Genomic DNA, 15,906 nt, shown 5'->3' with positions numbered 1-15,906 from the left:
GATGATTACACGTAGAAACTTTTTCATGAATGCGGGCGCGGTCGCCCTGAGTGCGGCAGCGGTGAGCCGCGTGGGCGCGGCATCGTTGCCGGAAGCCGTCAGCATGGCCGGCGCGGAGACGAAGGCGCCGCCACCGCCGCCGAACGGGCGGCCGTACAACCCCGTCGTCACCCTGAATGGCTGGTCCTTGCCCTGGCGCATGAACAACAACGTCAAGGAATTCCACCTCGTGGCCGAACCCGTCGTGCGCGAACTGGCGCCCGGCATGATGGCCAATCTATGGGGCTACAACGGCCAGTCGCCCGGTCCCACCATCGAAGTGGTGGAGGGCGACCGCGTGCGCATTTTCGTCACCAACAAGTTGCCCGAACACACGAGCGTGCACTGGCATGGCCAGCGCTTGCCCAACGGCATGGACGGCGTCACGGGCCTGACCCAGCCGGGCATTCCTCCCGGCAAGACCTTCGTCTATGAATTCGTCGCCAAGCGGCCCGGCACCTTCATGTACCACCCGCACGCGGATGAAATGACGCAGATGGCCATGGGCATGATGGGTTTCTGGGTGACGCACCCGAAAGACCCGAATTTCATGAAGGTGGACCGCGATTTCGTCTTCTTGCTGAGCAATTACGACATCGACCCCGGCAGCTACACGCCGAAGATCATGACCATGACGGATTTCAATCTGTTCACCTTCAATAGCCGCGTCTTCCCCGGCATCGACCCCATGGTCGTGCGCCAGGGCGACAAGGTGCGCGTGCGCGTGGGCAATCTGACCATGACGAACCACCCGATCCACATGCATGGCCATGAATTCGAGGTGACGGGCACGGATGGCGGCTGGACGCGCCCCGAATCGCGCTGGCCCGAAGTGACGACGGATATCGCCGTCGGTCAGATGCGCGCCGTGGAGTTTACTGCCACGGACCTCGGCGACTGGGCTTTCCACTGCCACAAGTCGCACCACACGATGAATGCCATGGGGCACGACGTGCCCACCATGATCGGCGTCGACCACCAGGGCGTGGCGGCGAAGATCAATCAATTGGTGTCTGGCTACATGGTGATGGGCGAGCGGGGCATGGCCGACATGGGCGAGATGCAGATGCCGATTCCCGACAATACCTTGCCGATGATGGCGGGCGACGGTCCCTTCGGCGCCATCGGCATGGGCGGCATGTTTACCACGGTCAAGGTGCGCAAGGATCAAAAAACCGGCGACTACCGCGATCCTGGCTGGTACAAGCACCCGGCCGGCAGCGTGGCCTATGAATGGACGGGCGCTTTGCCGGAACCCGTGCGCGGCCAGGGTACGGGCAAGCTGCCGGCCAAGGGCAGCGTCGAGATGACGGTGCGCAAACCTGGCGCACACGCGGGCCATTAACGCGGGCCATTAACGGAGAGGCGCCAAGCCCATGCCCGAACGGCTTGCCTAGCATGGCAAGCCGTTTTGCATGTTGCTATAAATCAAGGAATTGTTGTTTGGTGACAATCCGAGCATTTTTTTCCGTGTTTTTTCTTTATATTCAAGCCAGTACGCTCCAGTTGCACCGAGTATCGGCCAGTCTATGGGAGAAATCATGTTGAACCGGATGAAGGTGGGAACGCGCTTGCTGGCGGCATTCTTTTGCGTCGCGCTGATGGGGGCCATCGTGGCCGGCATCGGCATCTTCAACATGGGCAAGATCGATACCATGGCGGGGCAGATGTACAACCATGAACTGTTGGGCTTGTCGTACATCAAGGAAGCCAACATCGCCTTGATCAAGGTGGGCCGCGCGCGCAGCAACTTCTTGCTGGCCACGACCGCCGAGGAGCGCGCCACGCGCCAGGCCGACATCGCCAAATTCCTCGACTTGAATAAAAGTTACCTTGCCAAGGCGGAGCCGCTGTTCGTCACGCCGGCCGCCAAGGAACTGTTTGCCCGCTTCGCCGCCGTCGAAGCGGAATATATCGCCACCATGCAGCAGGCGCTGACCCTGGCGGCAGCCGAACCGCTGGCCCAGCGCAGCGCGCAACTGACCGAACTGCTCAACAAGACGCGCCAGCATGCCGATGAACTCGACGGCGTGCTGGACAAGCTGTCGCAGCAGAAGGAAGAGCGCGCCAAGGCCGCTTCCGAGCAGGCGTCCGGCGTGTACCAGGCCAGCCGCAGCTTCATGATTGCGCTGGTGCTGGGCAGCGTGGCGGCGGGCTTGGCGCTGGGGGCGCTGATCACGCGCGGACTGACGCGCCAGCTCGGTGGCGAACCGGCGTATGCCGTCAAGATCGCCGGCGCCATCGCCGAGGGCGACCTCACCGTCGATATCCGCACGGCCAGCCACGACAGCGCCAGCCTGCTGTTTGCCATGAAAACCATGCGCGACAAGCTGGTGGGCATCGTCAGCCAGGTGCGCTCGGGTACGGACACCATCAACACGGCCTCGGGCGAAATTGCCCAGGGTAACCTCGACTTGTCGTCCCGCACGGAAGAGCAGGCCAGTTCGCTGGAAGAAACGGCGTCGTCGATGGAAGAGCTGACGTCTGCCGTGCGGCAGAATGCGGACAATGCGCGCCAGGCCAATGCGCTGGCCGGCGCCGCGTCCGACGTGGCGGGCAAGGGCGGCGCCGTGGTGGGGCAGGTGGTGCAGACGATGGAATCGATCAATGCGTCCTCGCGCAAGATCGTCGACATCATCAGCGTCATCGATAGCATCGCCTTCCAGACGAACATCCTGGCCTTGAACGCGGCCGTGGAAGCGGCCAGGGCGGGCGAGGAGGGGCGGGGATTTGCCGTCGTCGCGTCCGAAGTGCGCAACCTGGCGCAACGCTCGGCCAGTGCAGCCAAGGAAATCAAGATTCTGATCGGCGACTCCGTCGAGCAGGTGGAAATCGGCTCCAGACTCGTGCATGACGCGGGCAAGACGATGGATGAAGTGGTCACCAGCGTGCGCCAGGTGGCCGACATCATGCAGGAAATCACGGCCGCCAGCGCCGAGCAAAGCGCCGGCATCGAGCAAGTCAACCAGGCCGTGCTGCAGATGGACCAGGTGACGCAGCAAAACGCGGCCCTGGTGGAAGAGGCGGCCGCGGCCGCCGAATCGCTGCAAGACCAGGCGCAGACCCTGACGGAACTGGTGGGCGTGTTCCGCCTGCATGCCCAGGCGCAACAGATGGCCGTGCCGGCGTCCAGCAATGTCACGCCGCTGCGCCGGCCGGTGCAGGCCGCCAGGCAGGGCGTGCGGCGCCTGGCCTGAAATGGGGCGGGTCCGGGCGCAATCGGCGCGGCGGTGGTAGGCTGTCGTTATTGCGCGTTTGCCACTTCCGGGTTTCCCATGCCGTCTTCTTCCCTGCCGCTGTTGTGTTTCTCCATGTTATTGCTCTCCCTGCCGCCGCAGGCGCAGGCGCAGGACGGCGATCCCGTGCTGCCGTACCGGCCTTCCGTGGCCAGTCCCGCCCAGCTGCCCGTGCCGGGCCAGCTGGAATTCGAGGCGGGCGGCCTGCTGTCGAAAACGGACGACACGCGCCGCGCCAGCCTGCCGTACACGTTCAAACTGGCGTTCAGCCCGGAATGGGGCGTATTGCTCGAAGGCGAGGGCTTCGTGCGCGCGCGCGACGACACGGGGCGCCGCGAGACGGGCGTGGGCGACACGACGGTCGTGCTCAAGCGCGCCTTTTTGCTCGACAGCGCCACGGCGCTGGGCCTGGAACTGGGCTGGAAGTTGCCCACGGCCAAGGACAGCATCGGCAGCGGCAAGAGCGACGTGTCGCTGAACGGCATTTTCAGCCGCGACCTGGGCGCCGTGCACATGGACGCCAACCTGAACGCCACGCGCCTGGGCGCAGCCGACCCGCATACCGGCAGGGTGCAAACGGGCTGGGCGACCTCCTTTTCCACACCCGTCAGCGAGCGCTGGGGCGCCACGGCGGAAGTGTCGGGCACGCGCTTGCGCGGCGCGCCGGCCACGGCGCAGCTCTTGCTGGCCGCCACCTACAGTCCCACGCCGCGGCTGGTCATCGATATCGGCATGGCGCGCGGCTTGACGGCGGCGTCGCCGGACTGGTCGCTGTTCAGCGGCGTGGTCGTGCCTTTAGGCAAGGTGTGGTGAGATTGCCACGGCAATCCTTATGTGTCCTTGCGAACAAACAGTTGGTTGCACAAGGTCTACAATTGCGGCATAACTGATAAAAGGAGTGTCCCCATGAAAACCCTCATTCTTGCCGCCGTCTTGCTGTCGGCCGCTACCGCTGCCGTCGCTCAGGTGGGCGTCTCCGTCACCGTCGGCCAGCCGGGCTTTTACGGACGCATCGACATAGGCGACTATCCAGCGCCGCAATTGATCTATGCCCAGCCCGTCATCGTGCAGCGCCCGCAATACTATTCGGCGCGCCCCATCTATTTGCGCGTGCCGCCCGGCCATGCGAAACACTGGTCCAAGCACTGCCGCAAGTATAATGCCTGTAACCAAGAGGTATATTTCGTCCAAGATAGTTGGTATAACAACCAATATGTGCCCCGTTACCGCCAGCAGCATGGCGACCATGGCCGTCCCGACTACCGGGACCATGACCGTGATCGCGGCCACTATGACAAGCATGATGACAAGCGCGATAAACATGAAGGCAAGCGCGACAAGCATGATGACAAGCCAGGCAAGGGCCATGGCAACGGTCATGGCAATGGCAATGGCAACGGCAACGGCAACGGGCACAGGGATTAACAAGCAGGAGGATCTTTGCATAGTAAAATCGTTATCGTAGGGGGAGGTGCAGGCGGCCTGGAGCTGGCCTGTAAACTCAGCCGCAAGCTCGGCGCCGGCCAGGTCACCCTGGTCGACAGCCGCCTGTACCATATCTGGAAGCCGTCGCTGCATGAAGTGGCGGCCGGCACCCTGGACATTCATCAAGAGGGCCTGTCATACCAGATGCTGGCGCATGACAATGGTTTCACCTATGTCTATGGCCCCCTGATCGCACTCGACGCCGCGTCGAACAGCCTTACCGTGGGTGCCATCGCCACGGACAAGGATGAGCAACTCTTGCCGCAACGCACTGTCAGCTACGACCAGCTGGTGCTGGCCGTGGGCAGCACCTCGAATTACTTCGGCGTGCCCGGCGCCCAGGAAAACACGATTTCCCTGAATGCCACGGAAGACGCCGAACGTTTCCGGCTGACCCTGCTGAAACTGCTGGCCATGGCCGAACAGCGCCAGGGCGACGCGGGCCATCCCGGCGTCGACATCGTCATCATCGGCGGCGGCGCCACGGGCGTGGAACTGGCGGCCGAATTGCGCGAAGCGAGCGGCGTGTATGCCGCGTATGGTTTCCAGAATCTCAACGCCATCAAGGATGTGCGCATCACCCTGCTGGAAGGGGCGCCGCGCATCCTGGCGCCGCTGCCCGAGCGCGTCTCCATCGCCGCTTCGAAATTGCTGCACCAGCACGGCATCACCGTGGTGACCGATACGCGCGTCACCACCATCGAAGCCGACAAGGTGACGGTGGCCAGCGGCACCAGTTATGCGGCCGACATCTGCGTGTGGGCGGCCGGCATCCGCGCGCCGGAATTCCTGTCTACCCTGGGCTTGCCGACCAACCGCGCCGGCCAGCTGGAAGTGACGGGCATGCTCAACGTGCAGGGCCATGCGAATATCTTTGCGCTGGGCGACTGCGCCGCCTGCATGGGGCCGGATGGCAAGCTGGTGCCGCCGCGCGCCCAGGCTGCCCACCAGCAAGCCGATTACCTGCTGAAAACGTTCCTGCTGCAAGCCAAGGGCAAGCCGCCGCAAACCAAGCCGTATGAATACCTGGATTACGGTTCGCTCGTGTCCTTCGGCCGCACCACCTCCGTCGGTACGCTGATGGGTTCGCTCAAGGGCCTGAGCTGGTTCGTCGAAGGCTTTGTTGCACGCATGATGTATGTGAGCCTGCACCTGATGCACCACAATGCCGTGCTGGGCAGCGTGCGCACGGCCGTCATGGCCATGGGCCGCTTCCTGATCAAGCGCAGCACGCCGCAGGTCAAGCTGCACTGATCGCGCTGCAGTAAACGGTTTGCGCCGGATCAAACAAGGGGCCTTGCGGCCCCTTTTTATTTGCCGCGCGCGGCAGGCGCCGCTTCGCAACGGCCCCGCGTCATGGGAAAGTCGATGGTGGTGAATTTGCCCTTCAAGGTGCCAACGATGCTGGCATGCAAGATGCGCTCGCTGTCGTGGCGGTAGATGATGCGGCTCGGAAAATCGTTGTCCAGGTTGGCGAAGATGAACTCGTTCGGCTTGTCCTGGCGCAGCAAGTTGAAGATGACGGGCGGCTGTCCCGACGGCTGCACGATGTAGGCCAGCTGGCCCGGTTCCGTGAGGCGGATCTGCACGAATTCAAAGGCCGTCGTCTTGCCGCCCTTGACGGTGCGGCTGGTGCCGAGGATGGTGCCGCCGGCGGCCGTGCTCCATTGTTCGCCGGAACCGGGTTCGGCGCCGTCGACATTCCAGCAGCCGGCCAGCCAGGCCAGCTTGTCCACGGTTTCCGGCGGCGGCACGGTATTGTCGGCTGCCTGGGCGGCGCCCATGGCCAGCAGCGCTGCCAGCAAGGTCGTTGCGAGTCGTTGCATGCCATCTCCTGTCGTTGCGATGTTAGCGGTCACTGGGGCACGCCGGTGGCGCGCCTGCCCAGTGTAGCCGATGCTGGGCTGCGCACGGCAAACACTTTATACTCGGGAAAGATGCCGACCGTCACCACCATCACGCCAAGGACAATCATGCACGATACTTCCACGCAGCCGCGCGGCGCCGCCAGGCCGGGCCAGTTCGACGATCGCTACATCAGCTTGAAAAGCCTGGGCCTGGACCCGGAGCAGCTCGATTTTTACCAGCTGCTGCTGGCCTGCAGGGCCAGGGGGGATGCCGGGGAAAGCTTGCGGCAGGTCGTGCGTTTCCGCACGGATGGCTATGGCAAGTCCCGCTTCATCAGCAGCCTGGACGCGTTGCCGGCGCCGCTGGCCACGTTTCCCCGGTGGCGTGCCGAGCTTGACGGCTGGCCCGGCGAGCTGGCGTGCGAGGACTTGCTGGCGCGGGCCAGTGCAGCGCTGGAGCAGCCGGCCGGCGTCTTTCTCGCCTCGGCCGCCTGGCGCACGGCATTGCCCGACATTTGGCAAACCCTGCTGGCGCTGGGATGGCGGCAGGCGGGTTCCCCGGCCGATGCCGCCCTGACGGCCCAATTGACGGATGTGTTGCGTGTTGGACATTTCTTGCAGGTGCTGGAAGGCGATCGCACCAGCCTGGCCGGGCATGGCGCGCGCCGCGATGTGTTGGGGGCGCAACTGCTGTTGCCGGAAGAGGGCATGCCGCTGCCCCGTTGAGGCGGGCAGGGCGCCCGCTGCGGGAAATTATTCTTTTGGCGTAATGCGCGGCAAGACGACGGTCAGGGCCGTGCCGCCTTGCGGATTGGCCGTCAGGCTCAGGGTGCCGCCCAGGTAATGCACGCGCTCGCGCACGGAGCGCAGGCCGTGCTTGCTCATTTCGACGGGCTCGTTGGCCGGCAAGCCGCTGCCGTTATCCTTGACCGTCATCATCAGCGCCTCGTCATTGTCGTCGATGATGATGTCCACCTGCGTGGCGTGGGCGTGCGCGGCGATGTTGCCGAGCGCTTCTTCCAGGGTGCGCAGCAGAGCCACGCCCACGTTGCGCGGGCAAATCAATTCATCTTCGGGCAGGCTGCAGCGCACGGTGATCTTGTGCTGTTCGGCAAATTGCGCGGCCAGCTCACCCAGCGCGACATTTACGCCGAGAAACTCGAGCTTGTCGTTCCACAGCTTCATCTGCATCTGGCGGTTGGTCTCGATCACATTCAGCAGCAATTGCTTCATCGTCGCCGCGCGGTCGAGCAAGGCGGCTTCCTGCGGCATCTTTTGCGTCAGCAGCGACAGGTGCATGGTCAGCGCCGTCAGCGAGGAGCCGAGGCTGTCGTGCAGCTGGCGCGACAGGGCGCGCCGTTCATTGTCCCAGCTGGTGTTGACATGGCCGAGCAATTCGCTGAGGTCGGCGGCGCGTTCCGCATCGGCCTGGGACGCTTCCTTGTTCGGATCTGTTTGTGCGGACATAGCGCCCCGTGAATGGTGAAAGGTGAGGACCAAATTCAAGTTGTGGATCATACATGAGGATTTCATCGCGGGGCGCATGGATGAAAAATTTCTGTCTTTTCGGCAATTTTAATCTCCTTCCATCATTTTTATGTGATAGACAATATTATCGTTTACGCCAGCGGGCACCGTTCCCGTCGTTACGTACGGCTGCGCACATACCGGGGCGCGGCACGCTGCCATAGTGGGGCTGTCATTACCCCATGCGGCCTGGCGCCACTGCGGCGCGGGGCGCAGCACTGGCCCGCTTACCGAAACGAAAGGACATGCCATGAATATCGATACCATCGTCGACAAGGAATACCTCGACAAAAGCTTCCGCGACATCGTCAATGCGCCCATCAGCGCCCTGCGCGGCGTCAGCGCAAAAGACGCCAAGGCCTTGCAGCAGGCGTTTGGCGTGACCACCGTGCGCGAATTGTCCAACCTCAACTTCGTCAAATGGGCCAGCGCGCTGGCCATCCTGGCCGATGAAGAGGGCATGAGCGGCGAAGAGCGGGCCAAGGAAGAATTGCTCGACGACGCCGTGGAAATGACCTTTCCCGCCAGCGACCCGATCTCCGTCGATGCGGGCATCACGCGCATCGAAGTGTCGCCCGACACCGTCAATGCGCAAACGGACCACCAGCATGCGGGCCAGCATGAAGTGACGGCTGGCAAGAAATAAAGCCTGCAGGACATGAAAAAACCGGCTGGCCGCGAGGCTCGCCGGTTTTTTTACGCGCCTTTACGTGCCGCGCCGCGTCACCGTCAGGCGATCGATGGAATGCTGCTTTTCTGCATGTTGACCTGCGCCGCGATCACTTCGTGCGGCGTGCAGCAAAAGCGGTTCTTGCCGGCGCGCTTGGCTTCATACAGGGCCGTGTCGGCCGCGCCGAGCAGGGATTCGACGGTGCTGGCGTCGTCCGGGTAGATGGCGATGCCGATGCTGGTCGACAGGCGCAGGGTCAGGTCGTTGATGAAATACGGCTCGGAAATGACTTCGATCAGCTTGGCGGCCGGTTCGCGCGCGTCGCCCTTGCCGGCCAGGTTGCCCAGCACGATGACGAATTCATCGCCGCCGATGCGCGCTACCGTGTCTTCCTTGCGCGACGCGCCCACCAGGCGGGCCGCCACCATTTTCAGGATTTCGTCGCCATAGCCGTGGCCGTAACTGTCGTTGATGGCCTTGAAGCCGTCCAGGTCCAGGTACAGGATGGCCGACTTGCCGCGGCTGCGGGCCGATTGCTGCAGCGTATGCTCGATGCGGTCTTCCAGCAGGCGCCGGTTCGGCAAGCCCGTCAGCGGATCGTGCAGCGCCAGTTCCTGCTGCTGCTTGCTGTATTGCGCCAGTTCCTTGTACAGCAGGCGCACTTCCAGCATGTTGTGGATGCGCTTGTGCACTTCCATCAGGTCGAAGGGCTTGCTGATGAAGTCGCGCGCGCCCGCTTCCAGGGCGGCGATCTTGAAACTCGGTTGCGCCGTGAGGGCCAGCACGGGCAGGTAGCCGCCATGTTCGATTTCTTTCAAGCCTTTCATGACCTGGAAACCATTGAGTTCCGGCATTTGCAGGTCGAGCAGGATCAGGTCGTAGCAATGCTCCCGGTGCAGGGGGCAAACCTGGGCCGGACGCATGGTGGCCGTGACGTTGGTATAGCCGGCATCGCGCAGGATTTCCAGCATCAGGTCGACATTGTCGGGTGAATCGTCGACGACCAAAATTTTGGCTTTCAAAATCTCATCTTGGCTGGGCATGTAAGGTCTCGGTTATACGGTCTATGCAACGCTGGCTTCTACCGCAGATGATGGGCTGACGGCGGTGGAAAAGATAGTAGCTCCTTGCAACAAGATAGGGCGCACAACTGCGCATGAACTCGCTTCTGCCGTTCTCCCCGGCCAAGGTCGCCGCTTCCAGCCTGCCGTGCAGGTGTGCTTCTGCATTTCAGTGTAGCAAACTTCAGCTTAGTTGCTTGTAGGACAGTGCCGCGTCTGAAAGTAGGAAGGCTAACCCATGAAAATAGTCATTTTGTACTGCACTATTTATTTCTTTACATCATCTTTTTGAGATGGTGTTTTGCGTTCCCGCCCAGGGCGCGCAGCGGCCAGCTGCGCCACGGCCGCCACCAGTCCGGCCGGGTCGAGCGGCTTCGAGATCCAGGCCTGGAAGCCGCTGTCGAGCGCCCGCTGGCGATCTTGCGGCTGCGCAAACGCCGTCAGCGCCAGCGCCGGCAGCCGGGCCAACTCCGGGGCGGCATGCGCGCGCACTTGCGCCAGCAAGTCGAAACCGTCGGCGTAGGGCATGCCGATGTCACTGACCAGCACATCCGGGCGCACCTGCTCCAGCAGTTGCAGCGCTTGCGCCACGCCGCCGGCGCCGTGCACTTCGGCATTGTTGTCGCGCAAGATGCGTTCCGTCAGTTCGCGCGCGTCGGCGTCGTCATCGACCAGCAGCACCTTGACGCCGCGCAAGTCATGGCTGGAGGGCGGGGCGCTGCCCGCCTGGCGCGCGGCGGCCGGCGTGCCCAGCGGCAGGCGTACGGTAAAGCTGGCGCCCTGCATGTCGCCGGCGCTGCTGACGGTGACCGTGCCGCCATGCTGCTCCACCAGGTGCTTGACGATCGCCAGTCCCAGCCCCAGGCCGCCGTGCCGGCGCGTGGTGGAGGCATCGGCCTGGCGGAAGCGGTCGAACACGTGCGGCAGGAAATCCTTCTTGATGCCGACGCCGTTGTCGGCCACCGTGATGGCCAGGCGCGACGCCTCGCGGCGCACGCTGATATCGACCCGCCCCCCTTGCGGCGTGAACTTCAGGGCATTCGACAGCAGGTTCCAGATCACTTGCTGGATACGGCTGGGGTCGCCCGTGATGGTGCCCGCATCGCTGGCGATGTTGCAGTGGATGGCGATGTGCTTGGCGTCGGCCGCCGGGCGCAGGGTTTCGATGGCCGAGGCGATGATGCTGGCGGGCTCCAGGGTTTGCAGGTCGAGCAATACCTTGTCGGAGGTGATGCGGCTCATGTCGAGCAAGTCCTCGATCAGCTGCGCCTGCGCACGCGCATTGCGTTCGATGCTTTGCAGGCCGCGGTGCAGGTCGGCCTGGTCGCGCGTGCCGCGCCGCAGCACCTGGGCCCAGCCGAGGATGGCCGACAGGGGCGTGCGCAGTTCATGCGACAGGGTGGCGAGAAAATCGTCTTTCAGCTGGTTCGTGCGCTCGGCTTCGGCGCGCGCCTCGCGTTCGCTGTCGAGCAGTACCTTGCGCTCTTCGGCGGCGCGCGTGGCGGCCGCGTACAGGCGCGTATTGTCGAGCGCGACGGCGGCCTGGGCCGCGATGGCCGAGACGATGCGTTCGCTGCGCGCGCTGAACATGCCCGCCTGCGGATGGCCGAGCAGCAAGCGCCCCAGCAACAGGCCCGAGCGGGAGCTGACGGGCAGGCTCAGGCAGCTGCGCAGCGGCGGCGCGCCATCGGCGCTGGCATCGGGCGCGGCCAGCAAGTCGTTCTGGTGCATGGCCGGCCCCTGGCGCAGTTCGGTGGCAATCGCTTCGGCCTGGCGCAGGCTGATGCCGTTGACGGCGCGCGCCGAGGGCAGGGGCGCGGCGCTGTCGGGGATCTCGCCCGCATCGTCATAATAGAAGGCGCCGAAGCGCGCGCCGCTGATGCGCGTGGCCGCATCGACGGTTTCCTGCAGCAGGGCGGGCAAGTCGAGGGTGCCGGCCAGGGCCGCCCCTGTATTGTTGAGCAATTCGAGCACGCGCGTTTCATCGCGCAAGGCTTCCTGCGCGCGCTTGACCTGGTCGACGTCGGTGCTCGTGCCAAACCAGCGCAGCAACTGGCCGCCCCGGTCGCGCACGGGATTGGCGCGCGTCAGGAACCAGCGGTACTGGCCGTCAGCGCCGCGGATGGGAAATTCCATTTCGAAGGGCGTGCCGTCGCGCAAGGCGGCCTTCCACGCGTGCAGCATGGGCGGCAAATGCTGCGCGTGATAGGCGATGCTCCAGCCGTCGCCCGCCATCTGTTCGGCGCTGGTGCCCGTGTAGTCGTGCCAGCGCTGGTTGTACCAGGCAATGGTGCCGTCGAAGCTGGCGATCCAGGCCAGTTGCGGGATGGAATTGGCCAGCGCGCGCAAGTCTTCCTCGCTGTGGCGCAAGCTTTCCTCGGCCGCCTTGCGCTGGCTGATATCCTGGATGTACGTGGTCAAGCCATCGCTGGAAGGGAAGATGCGCACTTCCAGCCAGCGCCCCAGCGGCCGGTACAGCAGTTCGAAGCTGCTGCTGTGCTGCTGCGCCATGGCGCGCCGGTATTGCACTTCCAGTTCCGTCCCTTGCAGGGCGGGGCAGGCTTGCCACAGGCTGCTGCCCGCCAGGCTGGCGCCGGGCGGATGCTGCGGTGCGAGCATGTCGGCGCCGCGCGTATTGATATAGCGGATGGTCCAGTCGCGGTCGAGCAGGCAAAAGCCATCGGTGATGCTTTCCATTAAGTTTGCCAGGCGCTCGCCGGAGAGGCTCAGCGGCGCTGATGGGGGCAGCAGATCTTGCGTGCGGTCAGGCTTGGCCATCGGAAATCCTGCAACAATGAGTCTGCCGCACGGGCTCTTGCCCCGCCGGGCCGCCGCCGCTAAGCTCAGTTAAATGGGTCATGATGGTCAATGCCCGCGCCATGAATGAGGGGAGGCACAAGCGCCCCTGTCTGGCTGGTATTGTAGCCCCAAGCGGCGCAGCGCCACCGCACGCTTGCGCGTTGCCTGCAGATAGCACTGGACAGGCTGGAAAGCAGTCCCTATAATCCCGCTTCTTTCGAGACAGCAACTTCTCGATTCGCTGGAAGCTCCTGTGAAAGCAGAAGTGTCCATCGATAAAAAGGCGTCAGCTTTTTAGCAGTGAAAAGGTAGTCGATCATGCGGGGCGGTATTCTGCAAAATCAGCTAAGCGATTGAAAAATCGAACTTTTCAAAGCGAAATGAATACGCTATAATGTTTGCCTGCGCGGCTGTAGCTCAGCTGGATAGAGTACTTGGCTACGAACCAAGGGGTCGTGGGTTCAATTCCTGCCAGCCGCACCAGAATACTGAAAATCAGACTTTGCCTGGTTTTGTTGTAACAAGTTTCACCTCCATGTTGTTAATGGAATGTTGTAGAAGTTTTGCGGCTGTAGCTCAGCTGGATAGAGTACTTGGCTACGAACCAAGGGGTCGTGGGTTCAATTCCTGCCAGCCGCACCAGTATTGCCAGCATCGGGTTTTCCCGTGCTGATGAAAGTTTCAAGCTTCGCGTCGTCCGGCGAAGTGTGTCAGAGTTTGCGGCTGTAGCTCAGCTGGATAGAGTACTTGGCTACGAACCAAGGGGTCGTGGGTTCAATTCCTGCCAGCCGCACCAGTATTTGCAGTAGTGAAAAAACCCGGAAAGTTCGCTTTCCGGGTTTTTTTTCGTCCGGCGCAACTGCAGCGGGCCGCCGACGGCGCGGCCTGCCGCAGTTGCGCCAATGTCCCATCAATTCGGATACGGCTGGCCCGAGGACGCCTGGTTGCCCAGGACGATGGTGGTCACCCACAGCCCGCCATTCGTCACGGGGCCGGTGAACTTGAACAGCGAACCGCCCGACTGCGCGGGGTCCGCCACATTCGACGCCAGGCTATTCAATCCCGAGGTCGTGAAGGTGCACGCGGTTTCTTGCCCAACAGCATTTTGTTCCGCGTTCAGCACGGGCGTGACGCCATTGAACAGGTACAGGCCGCAATTGTCCATTTTCGATCCGTAGGTGGCGGACTGCGTGTAGTTGAAGGTCACCGCGCCATCGAGCAGGGCGGCGGCCGGGATGGACGACAGTTTCGCCGGCGTGATGCTGGTGATCGTGGCGAACAGGCTGGCCTGGTTTGCCCGGGCAAACGCTTTCGACAGCGGCACGGCATTGATCTGGAACGGGAAGGCGCTGACGGGGCCGTTCGCTGTCTTCAGGGTCCAGACATATACCTTGCCAGGCGCCACTTTCGTCTCGTCGATGCAGGCCGTGCCGGCGCCCAGGCCCGGCGTGCCGGCGGGCAAGCTGGCCAGGTCCTGGCAGCTCTGGATCGCTTCCGCGTTATTGTAGAAGGCGCTGGCAGCGCCATTGCTGTCGGCAATCCGCATGTGGGTGTAGCCCGTGGCTGGCAGGATCAGCTGCAATTTGCTGCCGGCCGTGCCCGGTGTCTGGAAGTCGCCGAATGTCGTCAGGCCCGGTCCCCGCACATCGATCTTGTTGATGGCCGGATTGTCCTGCAGCACGGTGTCGAGCTCGACGTGCGCGGCCCATTCGCGCGCAAAGGTGGCCGCGCCCGCACTGTCGAGGCTGCGCTGGATGCGCGCATTCATGTGCATGTCCAGGTGGCCGCTGCCGGCCAGCTTCCAGCCGCCGGCGCAGGCGCTGGTATCGCTCGTCTTGACCAGCTTCCAGTTGAGCATGCCCGCATCTGTTCCTATGCGCAACTGTACCCATGCGCTGCTCGGCTTGCCTGCGGTGAAGCCGATGGCTGTCGCCCCGGCGCCCAGGCGATTGTTGATGAAGTCGGCGACGCGCGATGTCGAAGTGCTGCTCGACGACGTCAGCGTGGCGATTTCATCCGTGCTTAACGGTTGCATGTTGACGCTGGCCAAGCCCAGCGCTTCGATGGTCAGCCCGGCATGAGCGGCCTGGTCGGTGCTGGTCAGGGCCGACACGATTTCCGCCTGGCCCACACCCGTCCCCATATTGAAGGAACTGTCGATGAACGGCGACACGGCCGCCGTCGACGGCGCGACGAAGCCCGTCTTCGGATACAGGGCGCTGAGCGAGGCCATGCAGGCGCGGATTTCCGGCAAGACGCTGGCCGCGGCGTTTGCCTTGAGCAAGTCGGCATCCGATGGCGGCGTCGCTGCGGGGATGGTGGCGGCGCCGCCGGCGGCGGCAGGCAAGGTCACGCTGCCCAGCGTGCTGTTGGTGGCAATCAGGGTGACCGTCGCCATGGCGCCTTGCGCTTCCGCGGGCGCGACGAGAATCTGGTCCAGCACGGCATCCATGCCCGTGCCGTTGGCAACAAAGGCGCCCGTCAGCGGATTGGTGTTGCTGGTGTTAATCGGTTTGATCATGGCGACGACAGCGGCGATGGCCGCATCGAGCCGTTGCTGGGTCGCGGCACTGGCCAGCGCCGCGGTGCAGGCGGCCGGGACGGCATTGGCGACGGGCGCGCAGGCGCTTGCCAGGGCGGCGCCGCCAGGCTGGCCCGACGCCGTGGAAACGATCAGGTCGGTCAGCGGCGTGATATTGACGGTTTGTCCCGCTGCCGTGGCGATGGAATTCATGGTCACTTGCTTGCCGCCGGCCGTGCCGGTGATGCTGAGGAGAAAGGGCGCCGTCATGCCGCCCACGTCGAGCGTGTATGCCCCGCCGGCGCCGGTACTGACGGCCACGGAAACTTTGCCCTTGCTATCGATGGCAATCACGCTGCCCGCGACGGGCGCGCCGACGGCGGCGGTGCCGCTGAGCGTCGTGGCTGGCGGCGGTACAACGGGCACGACGGGCACGACGGGAGGGATGGGCGCAACGGGTGCGACCGGGTCGGCGGGGGTGCTGCTGCCGCCGCCGCACGCGGCCAGCATGAGGGCGGCGGCGCAGGCGGCAGCCAGAGGCAATAATTTGTGCAAGTTCTTCTTCATGGTATCCCCTTAGTATTTTTATTAAAATTACTGCTAGTAAACATTCTCAAAGTTTTCCATGAATTGCAATTTATTTTTCTTGGATGCATTAATAATGAGCAACAAGTAACAAAGCTGTCGGTTTCGCGCCGCAGTCTGGAAAGAAATGTGATGA

The 15,906-nt window shown here is 63.5% G+C and carries 12 protein-coding genes and 3 tRNA genes; 10 read left to right on the top strand and 5 right to left on the bottom strand.

Translation table 11 applies throughout. The features are described from left to right. Window position 1: 1 nt before the first annotated feature. The 5 genes from O0881_RS06465 (at window position 2) to O0881_RS06445 (ending at window position 6,014) form a co-directional block, all read left to right on the top strand. On the top strand, window positions 2-1,384 hold the full coding sequence (locus O0881_RS06465; protein ID WP_289910633.1) for a copper oxidase: 1,383 nt from the start codon (window positions 2-4) through the stop codon (window positions 1,382-1,384). Between the two features lie 196 nt (window positions 1,385-1,580). Beyond that, on the top strand, window positions 1,581-3,236 hold the full coding sequence (locus O0881_RS06460) for a methyl-accepting chemotaxis protein (protein ID WP_289910632.1): 1,656 nt from the start codon (window positions 1,581-1,583) through the stop codon (window positions 3,234-3,236). A 114-nt stretch (window positions 3,237-3,350) separates the two neighbouring features. After that, window positions 3,351-4,088: a transporter gene (locus O0881_RS06455; RefSeq protein WP_289910631.1), complete on the top strand. Its 738-nt coding sequence runs from the start codon at window positions 3,351-3,353 to the stop codon at window positions 4,086-4,088. A 93-nt stretch (window positions 4,089-4,181) separates the two neighbouring features. Beyond that, complete coding sequence (locus tag O0881_RS06450) at window positions 4,182-4,700, top strand: hypothetical protein (protein WP_289910630.1); 519 nt, start codon at window positions 4,182-4,184, stop codon at window positions 4,698-4,700. A gap of 15 nt (window positions 4,701-4,715) precedes the next feature. Next, on the top strand, window positions 4,716-6,014 hold the full coding sequence (locus O0881_RS06445; RefSeq protein WP_251348150.1) for an NAD(P)/FAD-dependent oxidoreductase: 1,299 nt from the start codon (window positions 4,716-4,718) through the stop codon (window positions 6,012-6,014). 56 nt (window positions 6,015-6,070) lie between these two features. Here O0881_RS06445 and O0881_RS06440 read toward each other — a convergent pair whose 3' ends face one another. Continuing rightward, complete coding sequence (locus O0881_RS06440) at window positions 6,071-6,586, bottom strand: DUF6265 family protein (RefSeq protein ID WP_289910629.1); 516 nt, start codon at window positions 6,584-6,586, stop codon at window positions 6,071-6,073. A 147-nt stretch (window positions 6,587-6,733) separates the two neighbouring features. On the opposite strand from O0881_RS06440, the gene O0881_RS06435 reads away from it, so the two are divergent. Beyond that, the gene (locus tag O0881_RS06435; RefSeq protein WP_289910628.1) at window positions 6,734-7,333 is read left to right on the top strand and encodes a hypothetical protein; all 600 of its coding nucleotides are present in this window, start codon (window positions 6,734-6,736) and stop codon (window positions 7,331-7,333) included. 27 nt (window positions 7,334-7,360) lie between these two features. On the opposite strand, the gene O0881_RS06430 is transcribed toward O0881_RS06435, so the two are convergent. Further along, window positions 7,361-8,074 (bottom strand): ATP-binding protein, encoded by a 714-nt coding sequence (locus O0881_RS06430; protein ID WP_099667356.1) that lies wholly within the window; start codon window positions 8,072-8,074, stop codon window positions 7,361-7,363. Window positions 8,075-8,384: 310 nt separating this feature from the next. Between O0881_RS06430 and O0881_RS06425 the strand changes: the two genes are divergently transcribed. Further along, entirely contained in the window at window positions 8,385-8,780 is a 396-nt protein-coding gene (locus O0881_RS06425; protein WP_077406391.1) for a hypothetical protein, read from the top strand. Between the two features lie 83 nt (window positions 8,781-8,863). Here O0881_RS06425 and O0881_RS06420 read toward each other — a convergent pair whose 3' ends face one another. Both O0881_RS06420 and O0881_RS06415 read right to left on the bottom strand, forming a co-directional pair. Then, complete coding sequence (locus O0881_RS06420; protein WP_077406388.1) at window positions 8,864-9,847, bottom strand: diguanylate cyclase; 984 nt, start codon at window positions 9,845-9,847, stop codon at window positions 8,864-8,866. A 285-nt stretch (window positions 9,848-10,132) separates the two neighbouring features. After that, on the bottom strand, window positions 10,133-12,643 hold the full coding sequence (locus O0881_RS06415) for an ATP-binding protein (RefSeq protein WP_289910627.1): 2,511 nt from the start codon (window positions 12,641-12,643) through the stop codon (window positions 10,133-10,135). A gap of 427 nt (window positions 12,644-13,070) precedes the next feature. Between O0881_RS06415 and O0881_RS06410 the strand changes: the two genes are divergently transcribed. From O0881_RS06410 to O0881_RS06400, 3 genes are all read left to right on the top strand, one after another. After that, window positions 13,071-13,147: transfer RNA gene (locus O0881_RS06410), tRNA-Arg, on the top strand. Between the two features lie 82 nt (window positions 13,148-13,229). After that, window positions 13,230-13,306: transfer RNA gene (locus O0881_RS06405), tRNA-Arg, on the top strand. Window positions 13,307-13,383: 77 nt separating this feature from the next. Next, a tRNA-Arg gene (locus tag O0881_RS06400) sits at window positions 13,384-13,460 on the top strand. Between the two features lie 114 nt (window positions 13,461-13,574). Here O0881_RS06400 and O0881_RS06395 read toward each other — a convergent pair. Continuing rightward, entirely contained in the window at window positions 13,575-15,752 is a 2,178-nt protein-coding gene (locus O0881_RS06395) for a hypothetical protein (RefSeq protein ID WP_289910626.1), read from the bottom strand. Window positions 15,753-15,906 lie beyond the last annotated feature (154 nt).

It is taken from the genome of Janthinobacterium sp. SUN100 (assembly GCF_030397705.1).
Classification (GTDB): Bacteria; Pseudomonadota; Gammaproteobacteria; order Burkholderiales; family Burkholderiaceae_D; genus Janthinobacterium; species Janthinobacterium kumbetense.
Note: the sequence above shows the minus strand (reverse complement) of the source record. Positions and strands in the feature narration are given on the sequence as shown.

Bases quoted from the DNA above. Each gene is read 5' to 3' on its own strand.
- O0881_RS06465 (WP_289910633.1), top strand. From the start codon at position 2: ATGATTACACGTAGAAACTTTTTCATGAATGCGGGCGCGGTCGCCCTG.
- O0881_RS06460 (WP_289910632.1), top strand. From the start codon at position 1,581: ATGTTGAACCGGATGAAGGTGGGAACGCGCTTGCTGGCGGCATTCTTT.
- O0881_RS06455 (WP_289910631.1), top strand. From the start codon at position 3,351: ATGTTATTGCTCTCCCTGCCGCCGCAGGCGCAGGCGCAGGACGGCGAT.
- O0881_RS06450 (WP_289910630.1), top strand. From the start codon at position 4,182: ATGAAAACCCTCATTCTTGCCGCCGTCTTGCTGTCGGCCGCTACCGCT.
- O0881_RS06440 (WP_289910629.1), bottom strand. From the start codon at position 6,586: ATGCAACGACTCGCAACGACCTTGCTGGCAGCGCTGCTGGCCATGGGC.
- O0881_RS06435 (WP_289910628.1), top strand. From the start codon at position 6,734: ATGCACGATACTTCCACGCAGCCGCGCGGCGCCGCCAGGCCGGGCCAG.
- O0881_RS06430 (WP_099667356.1), bottom strand. From the start codon at position 8,074: ATGTCCGCACAAACAGATCCGAACAAGGAAGCGTCCCAGGCCGATGCG.
- O0881_RS06425 (WP_077406391.1), top strand. From the start codon at position 8,385: ATGAATATCGATACCATCGTCGACAAGGAATACCTCGACAAAAGCTTC.
- O0881_RS06420 (WP_077406388.1), bottom strand. From the start codon at position 9,847: ATGCCCAGCCAAGATGAGATTTTGAAAGCCAAAATTTTGGTCGTCGAC.
- O0881_RS06415 (WP_289910627.1), bottom strand. From the start codon at position 12,643: ATGGCCAAGCCTGACCGCACGCAAGATCTGCTGCCCCCATCAGCGCCG.
- O0881_RS06395 (WP_289910626.1), bottom strand. From the start codon at position 15,752: ATGAAGAAGAACTTGCACAAATTATTGCCTCTGGCTGCCGCCTGCGCC.